Below are 16,065 nucleotides of genomic sequence, written 5' to 3' on the forward strand. Positions count from 1 at the left end.
AAGTGCCAAGCGCACCGCTTACAAAGCCCTTCGACCTACGAGGCCCCGATGAACTCACCGATTATCCAGCTTCTTGTGCTGGCAGGCATTGCGATTTTCCTGATCCTGCGCCTCAAGAGCGTTCTCGGGAGCCGGGATGGTTTCGAAAAGCCCAACCTGCCCCCACAGGAGGCGAAACGCAGCAATGGCCGGCAGAGTTTCGAGGTGATCGAGGGCGGCCCCGATCGCGATATTACCGATCACGTCCCGGAAAAGAGCGAACAGGCCGAGAACCTTGCCGCGATGAAGCGGATAGAGCCATCGTTTTCGACCACTCAATTCGTTCAGGGCGCGCGCGGTGCGTATGAAATGATCGTGATGGGCTTTGAGCGCGGCAATCTGGACGAGATTCAACCCTTTCTGGCGGAGGACGTCTTCGAAACCTTCGTCGAGGTGGTCGCCGCACGCGAGGACCAGGGCCTGAAGATCGAGGCCGAGTTCATTGGTGTACGCGAAACCAGCATTCAGGACGTTCGATTCGACAAGGACACGAACCTGGCCGAGATCACCATGCGGTTCATCGGAGAGTTGACCTCGGTGGTGCGCGACAAGGATGGTGAAATCATCGAAGGCAGCCCGACAGCGGTGAAGCGTCAAAAGGACATGTGGACCTTCGCCCGCACGATGGGATCCGACGACCCGAACTGGCTGCTTGTCGCCACGGACGCATGATCCTGGCGCTTTGCGCGGGCGTTCTGGCGGGGGCGATGCTGATGACATCCGATGCCGTCGGCGCGGAAACCACTCACCAGATTCTCGGTTTCGACGACCTGGACGGTTGGGCCGAGGACGACCATGCCGCCGCCCTGTCTGTGTTCCTGAACACCTGCGGCGATCTGGGCGACCCCGACTGGCGGTCGATTTGCGCAGCGGCGCGCGCCCAGTCACCGAACGCCGCGAAGAGCTTCTTCGAGCTGTTGTTTCGCCCAATCATGATCCACGATGGTGCGGCACCGATGTTCACCGGCTATTTCGAACCCGAACTGTCCGGTGCGCGCTTCCCATCATCGCGCTTCCGCTATCCGCTCTACCGGATGCCGGAGGAGGCGCGCGAGGCCGATCCATGGCTTGACCGACGTGACATCCTGACCAGCGACGTGATGGACAACCGGGGGCTCGAAATCGCTTGGGTGGATGATCCGGTGGAATTGTTTTTCCTTCAAATTCAAGGCTCTGGCCGGATACGCCTGCCCGATGGCGACATGCTCCGGGTCGGGTACGGCGGCGCCAACGGCCACCCTTATCGGTCGGTTGGAGTCGAACTGGTACGGCGCGGCGTCTACGAGGCGCACCAGGTCAGCGCGCAGGTCATCAAGTCCTGGGTGCGGAAAAACCCCGAGGAAGGCGCAGAGCTACTGTTTCACAACCCCTCCTACGTGTTTTTCCGCGAATTGCGCCATGTCGACGCCGATCTTGGCCCGCCCGGAGCGATGAACAGGTCGGTGACCCCCATGCGCAGCATTGCGGTCGATCCTGCATTCACGCCGTTGGGCGCGCCGGTCTGGGTGGAAAAGGACGGTGCCGACCCGATCCGCCGCTTGATGATCGCACAGGATACCGGATCGGCGATCAAGGGCGCGCAAAGGGCGGATATCTTTTTTGGCACCGGCGACGCGGCGGGGCGTGCTGCCGGTCGTCTGCGTGATCCCGGCCGGATGGTCGTCCTGTTGCCGATCCAGCGCGCCTACGCCCTGTTGCAGGACGGTGCCGGATGAGCCGACGGAAGCTGACGGCCGAGGAGATCGATCTCTGGCACCAGGTGGTCGCCAAGGCCGAGCGACTGCATCCAAAGGCGGAGTCCTCGCGTCCGCTGCCCAAACCGAAACCGAAACCCACCAAAACGACCGTAGCGCGCTCCACGCCGCGCGCAGAACGCCCTGCTCCCAAACCCCCTGAGTCTACACCCTGTCAACCGGCAAGCGTCAGCATGGACCGCAAGGCTTTTGGCCGGCTCAAGCGCGGCAAGCTGGTGCCCGAAGCGCGGATCGACCTGCATGGCATGACCCTGGATCGCGCGCATCCGGCGTTGACGCGGTTCATCCTGTCCTCTCAGGCGTCGGGACGGCGGCTGGTTCTGGTCATCACGGGCAAGGGGCGCACCAGTTCGGACCACGAGCCCTTTCTCGGCAATCGCGGCATTCTGCGACGCAACGTGCCGATCTGGCTGGGTATGCCACCGCTGGCTCAGGCGGTGCTTCAGGTGACCCCGGCGCATATCAGCCATGGCGGGGACGGCGCTTTCTACGTCTACCTGCGCCGGGCGCGTTAGGGCAGCAGATCGACCCGCGCGCGCCCGATCCCGATCATCATCATCGCGGTGGTGAAGAGGAAATACGCCGCGACCCCGATGAACTGTGTCTCGAGCCCGATGCCGAGGTCGATCAGAAGGCCCGTAAGACCGGGCCCGATCGCAGACCCAAGGACCATCACCGCGGCCGCCATCGCCTTGATCGCGCCGATATGAGCGGTGCCGTAGAACTCGGCCCAGAAGGCGTTGGGCAGGGTCGAATTGGCCCCGGTCGTGATCGCGAGAAACAGAAAACCGATCATCGCGCCCAGCGGGCCAGTCGCGAGCGAAAAGGCGATAAAGCTGACGACCATTGGCAGTTGATAGAACGGCATCAGTCGCGCGGTGCCGAGACGGTCGAGCGCCCAGCCGGACGCGAACATCGCCGCGATCCCCATTCCGGTGTAAAGCGGGAAGAATGCGACAAGCTCCACATGCGAGATGTCCTTTATCTCGGCGAAGTGTACCTGGTGGAAGAAAAACGCGGTGTTGAACGCGGCAGGGCCCAATATCGCCGGAACCATCGTCCAGAACAAAGGATGGCGCAGCGCCTGTCGCCGTGTCCAGTGGCGCCCCTGCATGCCTGTACTGGCTGATTCCTGCGCCATGCTTTGGGGCGTTCGCTCCTGCCTGAGCAGCAACATCAGAACCGGGATCGCAGCAAGGACAATCACCGACGACACCAGCCAGAGAAGGTGCCAGTCCATCATGGCCATCACGGCGACGAAACTCACCGGAAGCGCGGCTTCGCCAAGCGCGAAGCCCATCGTCGCGATCGACAGGGCACGGCCGCGCGTGGCGATGAACCAGCGGCTCATCGCGACCACGGCGATGTGGCTGCTCATGCCTTGCCCGAACAGCCGCAGCGCGAAGATCACCAGCGGCAGCGCCCAGACCACTGGGTTGAGCGCCATCGCGATGCAGGCGGTCGCAAGTCCCAGCAGCACGATCGGCCCCATCACGCGAACGCGGAAGAGATCGGTCAGCGCGCCCGACCAGATCATCACGACAGCCGAAGCCGCGGTGCCCAGCGAATAGATCCCGCCCCACGCACCATGGCTGAGACCGAATTCGGCGCGGATCTCTCCGGCGAAGATCGAGATGAAGAAGGTCTGCCCGAAACTCGACAGGAAGGTCAGTAACCCGCCCGCCGCCAGCCAGGGTGCGTTTCGCGACAGGAAGGCCAGCATGCTCATGCAGGCTGCTTGCCCGTCCCAACAGAGGCAGGCAAGCGCAATATGCGGTGTTCCGCGCTAGAGAACGTACTGGCTGATATCAGTCGAACGGGTCAGTTCACCCAAGTTCGCCTCGACGAAATCGGCATCGACCGTGATCTCGTCACCGGCGCGGTCGGGCGCCGTAAAGGAGAGTTCTTCGAACACACGTTCCATCACCGTGTAAAGACGGCGCGCACCGATGTTTTCCACCGACTGGTTCACGTCGGCGGCGATCTTGGCCAGTGCCGCAATTCCGTCTTCTGTAAAGCTGACGGTGACCTTCTCGGTCCCCATGAGAGCGGTGTATTGCAGCGTCAGTGCGTTGTCGGTTTCCGTCAGGATGCGCACGAAATCCTCCTCGGTCAGGGCACGCAGCTCGACCCGGATGGGAAGGCGGCCCTGCAATTCGGGAAGGAGATCGGAGGGTTTTGCGATATGAAAGGCGCCCGAGGCGATGAAGAGGATATGGTCGGTCTTGACCGGCCCGTGCTTGGTGCTGACGGTCGTGCCTTCGATCAACGGCAGCAGGTCGCGCTGAACGCCCTCGCGGCTCACGTCACCGCCGCGCGCTTCCTGCCGCGCGCAGACCTTGTCGATCTCGTCGAGGAACACGATGCCGTTCTGTTCGACCGATTCCAGCGCGGCCGTCTTGACGGTTTCATCATCCAGCAGCTTGTCGGCCTCTTCGCTGATCAGGATGTCGTAGCTTTCCGCCACGGTCATCTTGCGCCGCACGGTGCGTCCGCCAAAGGCTTTGCCGAAAATGTCGCCCAGGTTCATCATTCCCATGTTCGCGCCAGGCTGGCCGGGGATGTCGAACATCGGCATCGGATTCGCGCTGTCGGCCAGATCCAGTTCGATCACCGTGTTGTCCAGTTCGCCAGATTTCAGCTTCTTGCGGAACATCTCGCGCGTGCCGTCGCGGGCGTCCTCGCCGGCGATGGCGCTGATCACGCGCTCTTCGGCGGCCTTGTGGGCCTTGGCTTTGACTTCGTCACGCATCCATTCGCGGGTCTGCGCGATGGCGGCGTCGACCAGGTCACGGATGATCTGTTCGACATCGCGACCGACATAACCGACCTCGGTAAACTTCGTCGCCTCGACCTTGATGAAGGGCGCGCGCGCCAGCTTGGCGAGGCGGCGGCTGATCTCGGTCTTGCCGACGCCGGTGGGTCCGATCATCAGGATGTTCTTGGGGTAAACCTCGTCCCGCAGATCGTCGGACAGCTGCTTGCGCCGCCACCGGTTGCGCAGGGCGACGGCGACGGCGCGCTTGGCGTCTTTCTGGCCGATGATGAACCGGTCGAGTTCGGAAACGATTTCACGGGGGGTGAGGTCGGTCATGGAATGTCCTGCTGTCGCGGCGCTGTCTCGCGGGGCGGAAAAAGAGGTCACTTGCGGATGGTTTCGACGGTAAGGTTGCCGTTGGTGTAGACGCAGATATCGGCGGCGATCGCCATCGCGTCACGGGCGATCTGTTCGGCGTTGCGGTCGCTGTCCATCATGCCGCGCGCGGCGGCGAGCGCGTAGTTTCCGCCCGATCCAATCGCGGTCACGTCATGTTCGGGTTCCAGCACGTCGCCCGCGCCGGTGATGACGAAGATGTCCTTTCCGTCGCTGACGATCAGCATCGCCTCGAGTTTCTGCAGGTACTTGTCTGTGCGCCAGTCCTTGGCAAGTTCAACGCTGGCGCGCGCCAGTTGCCCTGGTGTCGCCTCGAGCTTGGTTTCCAGGCGTTCGAGCAGGGTGAACGCATCCGCAGTCGATCCCGCGAAGCCGGCCACCACGTCGAACCCGCCAGGAGACAGGCGGCGCACCTTGCGCGCCGTGCCCTTGATGACCGTCTGACCCAACGACACCTGGCCGTCGCCTGCAATCACGACCTCGCCGCCTTTCTTTACGCCGATGATCGTGGTGCCGTGCCAGCCGGGGAATTGGTCGGTGCTCATGCGGACTCCTGTGGTTTTGGCCTATATGGATCGCGCTGGCACGCGGCACAAGGGCAGGGCGGTTCGATGCCATTTGCCCGCGGCCATGGAAAAGGGCGCCCCATGGCGGGACGCCCTGTCATGCCTTGCCGCGCCGGATCAGATCGAGTCTTCGATCCAGCTCTGCAGTGCGGCCTTGGGTTTGGCCCCGGCCATGTTCGAGACGACCTGCCCATCCTTGAAGATGAAAAGCGCAGGGATGCCGCGCACGCCCATGGCGGCGGCAGAGTTCGGATTGCTGTCCACGTCGACCTTGGCGATCTTGATCTTGTCGCCGTATTCCGCGGCGAGTTCTTCAAGTGCCGGGCCGATCTGTTTGCAGGGACCGCACCATTCGGCCCAGAAATCCACCACAACGGGGACGTCGGAATTCTTGACTTCGGCGTCAAACGTGGCGTCGGTGACGGCAACGGTGGACATGTTCAGACTCCTGAATGAAATATCGTGAGAAGCGAACCTATGAACGCTTTGCGCCAAGGTCAAGCGGCGGCGCGCGGTGCAGTGCCTCCGTCACGAGATCGTGGGGCATCGGCATGAGGCTGGCGGTACGAGTCCAGAGCACCGCGGTTTCAATCCGCCGATCCGGGTAGATCTGTCCGAGGATATCGGCATAGGCGCCAAGCTGGCGCAATATGCCCTCGGGACAGGCGCCGGGGCTATCTGGCACCGTCATATTCGACTTGAAGTCGATCGCCAGAACCGTCGTGTCGCTGACGATGAGCCGGTCGACCACACCGCTCATCCGCTGGCCGATCACCTCGCCGGTCAACGGCACTTCGGCGAGGCTGTCCGCGGCGAAGACATGGGCCAGATGCGGTGCGTCGAGCACCTGTGTCGCCTCTGCCAGAAGCTCGGCGCGGGTCTCGGCATTGGTATCCGCGAGCAATCCGACCGTCATGTCGGGCCAGTCGGTGCGGGGCAGGGCGGGCAGGTGTTCGAGCAGCAGATGAAGCCTTGTGCCACGTAGCTTGGCGGCGTCTTCGTCGAGCCCACCATCGCCAGCAAGCGCCTTGGCGCCGCCCAGATCGGATGGGCTCAGCACCTCGGGCGGTGGCACCGGTGGTGGCGCCTTGGTGCGAAACATACCGGGCAGCGGGACGCTGTGGCGCGCCGCCGTGGCTGAATCGTGCAATTCGGGTGCGTCCCAATCGCCGTTTGACAGGCGCAACCCGTCGCCGTCAGGGAAGCTGTGTGCTCGAGCGCCCGCGGTGATCATCGCGGTTTCGATCATCTGGAACCAGTTGTCGCCGGACGCGCCGAGATCGCCGGCCGCAGCCACGATCAGCCACTTTTCCGCCCGCGTCATCGCCACATAGAGCAAGCGCAGCCGTTCGTTGCGTTCCTTGTCCACATGATCGGCGTGGCAGTCGGCCATCGCATCGGGCATGTCGGCAGCGGGCATGCGCCACATGGGCGTGCCGTTGACCTGCATGATGGCACCCCGCGCACGTACCGGGCGCGGTCCTGTGTCGGGCAGGATCACGATGGGAGATTCAAGGCCCTTTGCGCCGTGCACGGTCATCACCCGGATCATGTTGCCCGCGCTGCCCATCTCGCGTTTGATCTCGAGATCGTCGGTTTCCATCCAGACCAGGAACCCCGTCAAGCTGGGCACGTCCGAACGTTCATAGGACAGCGCCTGCGCGAGCAGCGCGTTGATGCCGTCCTCGGCTTCGGCCCCCAGCCGCGCGAGAAGCTTCCGGCGTCCGTCATGGCGCGTCAGGATCCGTTCGATCAGGTCGTAGGGACGCAGAAAATCGGTCTGCAGGCGCAAGTCGTTCAACATGGCCAGGGTGTCGGGGAACTCCGTGGCGCGCTTGCGCAGTGCAGTCCAGAGAAAGGGAGAATCGCGCCGGTGTGCGAGGTCGAAAAGGGCCTGCTCGCTCCAGCCGAACAGTGGCGAGCGCAGTGCCGTCGCTAGCGACAGGCTGTCTTCGGGCGTTGCCAGAAAGCGCAGCACGGCCGCGAGGTCCTTGACGGCCAGTTCCGCCCCGACCTTGAGCCGGTCGGCGCCGGCGATCGGCAAGCCCGCCGCCTTGCAGGCCCGGATAACTTCGGCGAAGAGGTCCGAGCGGCGCTGCACCAGGATCAGAAAATCGCCGGCCCGCACCGGCCGGCGCGCGATCTGACCCGGGCCGCCACCGTCGATGGGTATGGTTTCACCGCGTGCGATCGTGTCGCGGATCGACGCGGCAATCCGTTTCGCAAGAATCTGCGTGTGATGGCGCGGGCTTTGCCGGTCGACGGGATCGCTCCATTCCCGGTCTTCGTTGTCGTCCACTTTCTCGACCACGGGCCACAGATCCACACGGCCGGGCAGGGTGGACTTGAAGGCACGGTGGCGCGTGTCGCTGCGAAATCCGGCCGCGTCGCGCCCATCGAAGACGTTGTCGACAAGGTCGAGAATGGCGCTGGCCGAGCGGAACGAGAAATCGAGCGTCAACTGGTTCAGCCCACTGCCGCCTTCGGTGAGACGAGTGGCGAAATCGGCCTGCATCCGGTCGAACTCGTCAGGGTCGGCACCTTGGAAGGAATAGATCGACTGCTTCTTGTCTCCGACGACGAAGATGGTGCGCTCATCCGATGCGCGGGTGCCGTCGCCGCTGGTGAATTCCTGTGCCAGTTTTTCGATAACGTCCCACTGGGCGGGGCTGGTATCCTGCGCTTCGTCCACGAGGATGTGATCGATACCGCCATCGAGACGGAATAGGACCCATTGCGCGACCGAGGGGTCGTTCAGAAGCTGGCGGGCTTTCTGGATCAGGTCGTCGAAGTCGAGCCATCCGCGCAATTGCTTGCGCCGCGCGTATTCAGGCAGGAAGGCAGCGGCGAACCGGTGCAGGGCAAGGGCCTTTTGCGCGGTGGCCAGTCCCAGCCTGAGCGGCCGGGCCTCCTCGACGCGCTGCATGAAAGCGTCGAGCGGCGGCATCAAAGCAGGATGGGCGGATTGCACGGCCTTCGTCGGGAATTTGCCAAGCTTCGCGAGCCCAGCATTGGCGCCGGTCTTGGTGAGAAACACGCCTTCCAGAACGGGCAGGTCAGCGAGCTTGGGTTCCCCAAGGTCCGCAAGCGCGGCGGCGGCCTTCTGATCATTCGTCGATCCGGTCAGAAGCGCAGCCCGCAGACGATCCAGCAGGTTGGCCTCGTCTCCGGCGAAGACCGTGGTTCGCAGATGCTCCTCGCTCAGGTCCCGAGGCAAGTCGAGCGATTCCAGCAATGCGGGCAGGTCCAGGGGTTCTGCGAAAGCAGTGGCGTTTTGCACCAGCGATTGGGTCAGCGCGTCGAACCCGGTATCAGTCATGTGGCGGGCGAGGTCGTCGATCAGCACGGCCTGTGATCCCTGAGCGAAATCCTCGATGATCTCGGCCTGCAGCAATTCGGCCGCGCGGCTCTCCATCTCGGTGAATTGCGGGCTGACGCCGGCCTCCATCGGGAAGCGTCGCAGTAGGGAGGCGCAGAATGAGTGAATGGTCTGGATCTTGAGGCCGCCCGGCGTTTCGATCGCCCGCGCGAAGAGCGTGCGGGCATGGGCCAGTGCGTCAGCATCGACGGAGTCCGTGACCCCCAGCTCGGCAAGAGTCTCCGACAGGGTCGCATCTTCGAGCATCGCCCAGCTGCCCAGCCGCCGGAACAGCCGGTTCTGCATCTCGCTGGCGGCGGCCTTGGTGTAGGTCAGGCACAGGATGTGTTCGGGCCGCACGCCCTTGAGGAGCAGCCGCGCCACCCGATCCGTCAGGACGCGCGTCTTGCCCGAACCCGCGTTGGCGGCAAGCCAGGTCGATGCGTCGGGCCGCGCCGCCTGCACCTGGCGTTCAGTGGCCTCGTCGCGGGCGCTCATGTCAAAGCCTCGGGGCTTGGCTTGTCGCTGCGGTCCCATTCGCCGAACCGCGCGAGGTGATCGTAGTCTCCGGCATCGCTGTCCTTCTGCATCATCCGGCGCGAGGTGAATCCTTGTCCCGCATCGAGATAGGCTTCGATCAGCTGTGCGAGATCGGCCAGCACCTTGGCAGGCGGCTCATCCGCCAAAGGCGCGGCAACCTCCCTGAGACTGCCGCCGACACCGAGGAAAACCGCCTCTGTCACAGGGGCTGCGGGCACGTCGCGAAATCCGCCGGCCTCGGCCACGGCGGCTTCGATCAGAAGCTGCTTGTCAAACCTTGCCTGTTCTCGCGCTGAAGGCGGCGCGCCGGTCTTGTAGTCATAGATCAGGAGGTTCCCGGTTTCGTCCATGTCGATCCGATCTGCGCGCCCGCTCAGGGTGAAATCGAGCGCGGCGATCCGGTGATCCAGTACCGCCTCGATCTTGATCGGCTGTGCCTTGGCACGGCGGCGCTGTTCGGCGGTGAGAAAGCCGTCGGCGATCCGCTCGAGACGGGAAATCCAGAGCCGACGCGCCCCGTGCCAAGGTACGGTGCGTGCCAGTACCTCGCGAGACATCGCCAGGAAGGTCTCACGGCTCAGGTCCTCGGGATGGGCGAGGCTGTTCCTGATGAAGACCTCGAATACCGCGTGAACCGCTATGCCGCGCACCAGCGCATCGGGCGACTTGACCAACGGATCGAGCGGGCGCAGGCGCAGGACATGCTTGGCATAGATCGCGAAAGGGTCTCGGATCAGGCGCTTGATTTCGGTCACAGACAGCTTGCGCGGACGGGCGGCGACAGGCGGGCGCGGAGAGGGCCTCGGCGCGGGATCGACCGTCGGTGCATCATCCAGCGAGTCGGCCCAGTCGAGCCAGCTCTGCCCGCGCGCGCGCATGTCCGCCAGCGCCTGTGGACCGCCCTGGCCCGTCAGGCCGTTGAGCAGGTTGGTCAGGCGATTGATCCATCGCGATGGTACGGTTTCGGCGTCCTCGGACCGTTTGGCGCGGGTCAGCCAGACCTCGGGTGCGCAGGCAGCCTGCTGGAAATCATGCGCCGACAGGCCGATCCGGCGTTCGGGCAACAGGAGCCCGGCCTGGTTGCGCAGGGCGCGGTTCAACCAGGGATCGGGGGCCGGGGCTTCGGGCCATGTGCCTTCGTTCAACCCGCCGAGGATGACAAGGTCGGCCCCTTGCACCCGCGCCTCGAGCGTGCCCCAGATCATGATCCGGTCATGCGGTGCGTCTCGGTCGCGCACCTCGCCCTGCGACAGCAAGGCGCCCAGCAGATCGCTGAATTCCTGCGCGCTGAGCGGCCCGCCATGTATGGCCTGTTCCAACAACTCATCGAGCACCGCACGCGCCTCGCGCCCGGCCTTCTTGTCCCACAACCCGCCGCTACCGGTGGTCTCGCTGCCCGCGGCGATCGACTCTGCGACGCGACCCAGCCGCTCGACCCAGTCGCTCAGGTCACACCGTCCCTTCATGTACTGGCCGCAAATCTGGCTCGCCAGCCAGTCCGACCAGGCGGCGGGCGGCGGGCTTGCCAGTGCGGCGGCGATGGCGGCAATGTCGGATGGCTCGGGGAAAGGCGGGCCGTTGCGGCGCAGGTACAGTTCGAGGTCTCGGCTGTGAAGCAGGTGTGCGCCGCGTTCCGAACCGCTGTGACACAGCGGGTGCTTCAGCAGCGTCAGCAGCATGTCCGCACCGAGCGGGCGGGTGAACAGCCCCGCCACATGGCGCAGGAAACGTCCGGGCGGAGACAGTTGCAAGGGCAGTCCGGCGCTGTCATCGGGCAGGATGTCCCACCGGTCGAGCGCGGCGGCGACCTGTCTGGTCAACATTCGGTCGGGCGTGATCAGCGCTGCGGTCTGGCCCGTCTCGGCGGCCTGCCGCAACCTGAGTGCTATGGCCAGTGCCTCGCTGCGCGGATCGGGGGCTTCGATCAGCGTGACATCGCCCGTGGCTTCGGGCAGATCGGTCAGGCCGGGACCTTCGCGCAGCCAGGAATCCGTCACCGGTGCAGGGCGCAGGGCCATCGAGATCAGCCGATTGCGCGCCGGAGACGGCGGAGCGGTATCGGTCCAGCGGTGGATGTCGGAGGGCGCGAGATCGAGCACCTGCATGACCCGGCTGAAGCGGAATTGCGGGTGGTCTTCTGAATGCAGTGCGGATTCGAGCTTGTCCCAGACCGCGTCCGGTTGATCGAAATCGAAGCCGGGCAGGATTACCGCACCCTGCGGCAGACGAGCCACCGCGGCCATCAGAAGCGCCGTCGTGCCGCGCGATCCGGTGGAGCCGGCGAGGATGACGGGATGCGTGGGCGGGGCCGCGTCCCACTCGGCGATCAGCGCCTCGACTGCGAGCCGTTGGCGTGCCTGCGGGTCCAGCGCCGTGTCACCCTGCGCCACGCGGTAGCGTTCGGTGATGGTGAGGAACCGCTGCGCGCGCGCCCAGTGTTCAGACATGTTGCTGACGTCGAGCTCGTGCAGGATCTCGGGCGGCACGCCCTCGCCCTGCATTTCGTCCATCAGCCCGGCGAGACTGTCGGCCAGAGCGAAGAGCGACTCGCGCGCAGCCAGATCCGGCTCTTGGTCGAGCAGTGCGCTGATCAACTGGGCGAGTTCGAGCCGCCTGCGCAATCCCGAGGCAGCCGGTGGCAGCGGGTGCCGGCAGATCAGTTGCGGATAGCTGGTCAGCAGGGACAGCCGCGGCAGCAGGCGGGCGGGCCCCGTGTCGAACAGTCCGCGGATGCGGCGCGCCATGCGTTCGGTGTTGACCACCAGGTCCACCCGCGCCAGTGCCGCCGGATCGGATTCATCGATCCGTTCGAGCAGGCCCAGCAGCAGCGCGCGCGGAAAATCGACGCCCGGCGGCAGGGCGAAGACACGCGGCGCGTCGGCCGGTTCAAACATGATCGCCCCCTAAGAGGGCCTCTGCGGTCCGGATACCGCCGGGGTGGCCGACATCGCACCACGTGCCGGGATAGGACAAGCCGAAGAGTCGCCCGTTCCGTTCCATCGCGTCCCACAGCCGGTTCAGAGAAAAGGCGAGTTCGGGGATTTCGGCGAGCCCTTCGGTCTTGATGATCTGCGCGCCGCCATAGACCAGTCCTGGCCCGCGGTTCAGCCGTCCCTTTGGGTCCATCGTGAAATCGCCCGGACCCGCGTGATCGAGGGCCGAAGCCGTCGGCACACACATCAGAAGCGCGTCCATCTGCGCTGGATCCCAAGCGGCAGAGAGCAGGCGCAGCGGGTTCGGCCCTGACCAGATCGCATCGGTATTCATGGTGAAGACCGGCCCGTCGCCAAGCAGCGGCAGTGCCGCGCGCAGCCCGCCGCCGGTGTCCAGGATATCGGGGTGTTCCTGCGACAGGGTCACGCCTTGCGGCTCGAGGTGCCGCGCCATCTGGTCGGCATGGTAGTGGGTATTGACGACGATGCTTGCGGGCGCGATGTCCTTGGCAAGAGCAAGCGCGTGATCCACCAAAGCGACGCCTTCGACCTCGATCAACGGCTTGGGCCGGTCGCGGGTCAATGCGCCCATACGGGTGCCGAATCCGGCTGCGAAGAGCATGATGGCGTTCGGCGTGTTGGTCATGCGGTTTTCAGCAGGCTCAGGTTGGCTGGGGTCGGTTCAGGCAGGGCCGATTGCAGCATCGGCGCGATGCCTGTCAGGCCCGGATGGGCGAGGTCGCGCTGCAGCAAGCCCCACACCCGCGGGATCAGATCGACGTAGTGCGGTTTGCCATACTCTCGGCCAAGCCGTGCGAAGACGCCGATGATGCGAAGGTTGCGCTGGGCGCCGAGAACCGCGTAGGCGGTTTCAAAGTCCGAGTCATCCAGTCCTGAACCGTGAAGATAGCGCGCAATCATCTTCGCCTCGATGGCCTCGGGCACGTCACGGCGCGCGTCCTGCAACAAGGACACCAAATCATACGCTGGATGGCCGATCATCGCGTCCTGGAAATCCAACAGGCCGACCCGTGCGACTCCCTGCCGATCGGGCAGCCAGAGTAGGTTCTCGGCGTGGTAGTCGCGCTGAATCAGCACCGGTGTACATGGGGCGAGCGTGTCGAGGATGGTGCGAAACCCGGCGCGGAAATCGTCTTCGCCCGCGTTGTCTCCGGCAATGCCGACGCGGTACTTGGTGAAGGCCAGCGCCGCGAGTTCGGTCATCCGGTCGGCGTCATACGGTGCGAGCTCGGGTGCGGGAACCCGGTGGAGGGCCAGCAGAACATCCGTCGCGGTGGCATAGAGGGTTTCTTCGAGCTCGGGATGGGCGGGGATCACGCGGGCGAAGAGGTCATCGCCCAGATCCTCGATCAGCAGGATACCACGGTCGGTGTCCTCGGCGAGGATCCGGGGCGCACTCAGTCCGGCAGCACTCAGGTGGCGGGCAATGTGCAAAAAGGGTCGCACGTCTTCGCCTTTTTCGGGCGGCGCGTCCATCAGCACTGCGGTGCGTCCGCTGGCCGGGTCGGAAAGCCGCTCGTATCGGCGGTTGGAGGCATCTCCGGCGAGCGGCGCGCGGCGGGCATGAGCCCAGTCGGTTCCGGAGATGAAGCGGTCGATCGCGTTGCTGCGGTCAGGCATGGCAGAGGGGCTCCAGGATCCGGTCCCATTTCGCGTCGCTCCAGCTCAGTGACAGTTCACGCGAGTCTGGCGCATCGGGCCGCGAGGCGAAGGTCAACGTCAGCGCGTCGGCAGGGGTTAGCGGGCCCAGCCTCTCAGGCCATTCGATGAGGCAGATCGCGGTCTGGAACGCGTCGGCCAATCCCAGCTCCTCGATCTCGTCCGGACTGGTCAAGCGATAGAGATCTGCGTGCCAGATCTCGCCCGCGGCGGCGTCATAAGTCTGCACGAGCGTGAAAGTTGGCGAGGGAACGTCTTCAGGCACCTTCAGCAGGGACTGAATCAAGTGTCGCGCGAAATGGGTCTTTCCGGCGCCGATCTGGCCCTTCAGCACAAGGCAGTCACCAGTTCTCAGCCTCGCCCCGAGTGCGCGGGCGAGGTCGGCGGTCTCGGCTTCGGATTGCAGGATGAGAAAGGTCGGCGTGCTGTTCATTGCGCCAGAATGCAGGCGCGCGAATCCCGCCGCAAGCAGGAAGTCAGCCGGCCAGGCGCTCGTGATCCGGCTTGGCCTCGGGCGCGGGAAGCGCGGCGACGGTGGGCCGGCTGAAATTCACCATGGTGGCACCGCTGTGGATCGGGTGGACGCTGCAGATCAGCACCTCGCCCGACTTGGTGGTGATCTTGGCCCACCATTCCGCACGGTTGTCCTGTGACAGAACGAAATCGCGGATGTCGCCCCAGACCGGCGTAGCACGGCATTTTTCCTGCCAGACCCGGATCGCATCGACGATCGCGGTCTGGGCGAAGCATTTCTCGGGGTCGACGTCCCAGAGCTTGTGATACGCCGTGTTGGAAAAGGTCAGGTGCCCTTCGATCGAAAAGACCGCGATGGCGTCGTCGAGCCGGTCGAAGATCGATTGGCCCAGCTCCAGATCCGAACGGAAGCGACGGGTCAGGGTGATCTCGGCGGTGATGTCCTCGATCAGGAAGGCCACCGCGCCGTCGGGATGCGGACGGCCGCTCACCGAGTAGACCGAACCGGAGGGCAGAGACCACGTCTCCTGGTAGCGGCCGTTGGCGGCGGCCTCCACCAGATCGGCCATCTGGTCGCGCCAGCTGCTGTAATTCTTGGGCTCGGGCATCATCTTCTGGTCGCGCAGACGATCGAAGAACGACAGCAGCGTCGGTCGCGCGCTGAGGAAATCGGCGGGCAGTGCGGTCAGGTCGATGAGCGCGGGATTGAACAGCACCAATTGACGGTTGCGGTCGAAGATCGCCAGGCCGATGGACAGTTGTGCGAATGTCTTGGCCAGCGTCTGCACGAAACTGCGCTGTGCCGCTTCGGCATCGACCACGGCGTTGACGTTCATCGCGTATCCCAGGGTTCCAGTGTCGTTCTGCATCAGTGACACGTCGAACCACAGTTTCCGCCCGGTCTCGTGATCGGTCACGCTGCGCCTGGCCTTTTGCGTCGGGATCGGAACCTCTGAGCTGTTGCCGAAGAGTGGGGTGTCCGGGCCGGGTTTGCGCCCGTGCACGGTCCTGCATAGCGTTTCATAGGCGGTGTTGTACCAGGTCACGTCGCCCGAGGAATTGACGCGCCAGACAGGGAAATGAGACTTGTCCAGAGCTGTGCGCAGAGTGGCGAGCTCCTCCTCGACCGACAGGCCTGCTTCGGTCAGTACACGCATCCGCGCGGCGGGCGCATCATACAGCTGCACCCTGGTGATGCCGTCGATCCATTCGCACACGATTTCGCGCTGATCCTGCGGATCGAGGGCCCGGACGACGATCCGACCAGTTGCCCTGACCGATGACGGGCAAGCGGGGAAAGCAGGGAACTGCCGGACCAGTATGCCGTGCAGATCGGCCCAATCGCTTGGACCTGCGGGATGGTCCATGAGGGTTTCGGCGCGAGTCGTGACATCGAGCAGCTCGGGACCGTCAAAGACCCAGATCGCTTCGTCGCAGGGTGGCGGGCCAACCGCTGGTCTGGCCGCTTGCGCCGGCCGGGAAGACAGCACGAACACTGCAACCGCCGCTGCCGCCATGCAGATCGCGGCCAGCAAGACCCATTCGACAATGTTCTGTTCCAGCATCC

13 protein-coding genes are annotated in these 16,065 nt (G+C 64.6%); 3 read left to right on the top strand and 10 right to left on the bottom strand.

The window, feature by feature from the left end:
* The first annotated feature begins 48 nt into the window (after positions 1–48).
* The 3 genes from JF290_RS10660 to JF290_RS10670 are packed head-to-tail and all read left to right on the top strand — an operon-like array spanning position 49 to position 2,308.
* Positions 49–711: a Tim44/TimA family putative adaptor protein gene (locus JF290_RS10660; RefSeq protein ID WP_199024856.1), complete on the top strand. Its 663-nt coding sequence runs from the start codon at positions 49–51 to the stop codon at positions 709–711.
* Positions 708–1,754, top strand: a complete 1,047-nt coding sequence (gene mltA, locus JF290_RS10665; RefSeq protein WP_199024857.1) for a murein transglycosylase A — start codon at positions 708–710, stop codon at positions 1,752–1,754. Before JF290_RS10660 ends, mltA begins: the two co-directional genes overlap by 4 nt.
* Positions 1,751–2,308: a Smr/MutS family protein gene (locus JF290_RS10670; RefSeq protein WP_199024858.1), complete on the top strand. Its 558-nt coding sequence runs from the start codon at positions 1,751–1,753 to the stop codon at positions 2,306–2,308. The genes mltA and JF290_RS10670 overlap by 4 nt, the downstream gene beginning before the upstream one ends.
* Here JF290_RS10670 and JF290_RS10675 read toward each other — a convergent pair.
* The 10 genes from JF290_RS10675 to JF290_RS10720 form a co-directional block, all read right to left on the bottom strand.
* Positions 2,305–3,522, bottom strand: coding sequence for an MFS transporter (locus tag JF290_RS10675; protein ID WP_199024859.1), 1,218 nt, complete (start codon positions 3,520–3,522; stop codon positions 2,305–2,307). The genes JF290_RS10670 and JF290_RS10675 overlap by 4 nt on opposite strands.
* A 57-nt stretch (positions 3,523–3,579) precedes the next feature.
* On the bottom strand, positions 3,580–4,887 hold the full coding sequence (hslU, locus tag JF290_RS10680; protein WP_199024860.1) for an ATP-dependent protease ATPase subunit HslU: 1,308 nt from the start codon (positions 4,885–4,887) through the stop codon (positions 3,580–3,582).
* Between the two features lie 47 nt (positions 4,888–4,934).
* Positions 4,935–5,492, bottom strand: coding sequence for an ATP-dependent protease subunit HslV (gene hslV, locus JF290_RS10685; protein WP_199024861.1), 558 nt, complete (start codon positions 5,490–5,492; stop codon positions 4,935–4,937).
* A gap of 138 nt (positions 5,493–5,630) precedes the next feature.
* Entirely contained in the window at positions 5,631–5,951 is a 321-nt protein-coding gene (gene trxA / locus JF290_RS10690; protein WP_199024862.1) for a thioredoxin, read from the bottom strand.
* Between the two features lie 37 nt (positions 5,952–5,988).
* Positions 5,989–9,369 (bottom strand): double-strand break repair helicase AddA, encoded by a 3,381-nt coding sequence (gene addA / locus JF290_RS10695; protein WP_199024863.1) that lies wholly within the window; start codon positions 9,367–9,369, stop codon positions 5,989–5,991.
* Complete coding sequence (addB, locus tag JF290_RS10700; RefSeq protein ID WP_199024864.1) at positions 9,366–12,305, bottom strand: double-strand break repair protein AddB; 2,940 nt, start codon at positions 12,303–12,305, stop codon at positions 9,366–9,368. Before addB ends, addA begins: the two co-directional genes overlap by 4 nt.
* The gene (locus tag JF290_RS10705; protein WP_199024865.1) at positions 12,298–12,990 is read right to left on the bottom strand and encodes a nucleotidyltransferase family protein; all 693 of its coding nucleotides are present in this window, start codon (positions 12,988–12,990) and stop codon (positions 12,298–12,300) included. The genes addB and JF290_RS10705 overlap by 8 nt, the downstream gene beginning before the upstream one ends.
* Positions 12,987–13,985 (bottom strand): aminoglycoside phosphotransferase family protein, encoded by a 999-nt coding sequence (locus tag JF290_RS10710; protein ID WP_199024866.1) that lies wholly within the window; start codon positions 13,983–13,985, stop codon positions 12,987–12,989. The genes JF290_RS10705 and JF290_RS10710 overlap by 4 nt, the downstream gene beginning before the upstream one ends.
* Positions 13,978–14,457, bottom strand: coding sequence for a tRNA (adenosine(37)-N6)-threonylcarbamoyltransferase complex ATPase subunit type 1 TsaE (tsaE, locus tag JF290_RS10715; protein ID WP_199024867.1), 480 nt, complete (start codon positions 14,455–14,457; stop codon positions 13,978–13,980). Before tsaE ends, JF290_RS10710 begins: the two co-directional genes overlap by 8 nt.
* Positions 14,458–14,500: 43 nt before the next feature.
* Positions 14,501–16,063: a PAS-domain containing protein gene (locus JF290_RS10720; protein ID WP_199024868.1), complete on the bottom strand. Its 1,563-nt coding sequence runs from the start codon at positions 16,061–16,063 to the stop codon at positions 14,501–14,503.
* Between the last annotated feature and the right edge of the window lie 2 nt (positions 16,064–16,065).

It is taken from the genome of Sedimentitalea arenosa (assembly GCF_016428585.1).
Classification (GTDB): Bacteria; Pseudomonadota; Alphaproteobacteria; order Rhodobacterales; family Rhodobacteraceae; genus Sedimentitalea; species Sedimentitalea arenosa.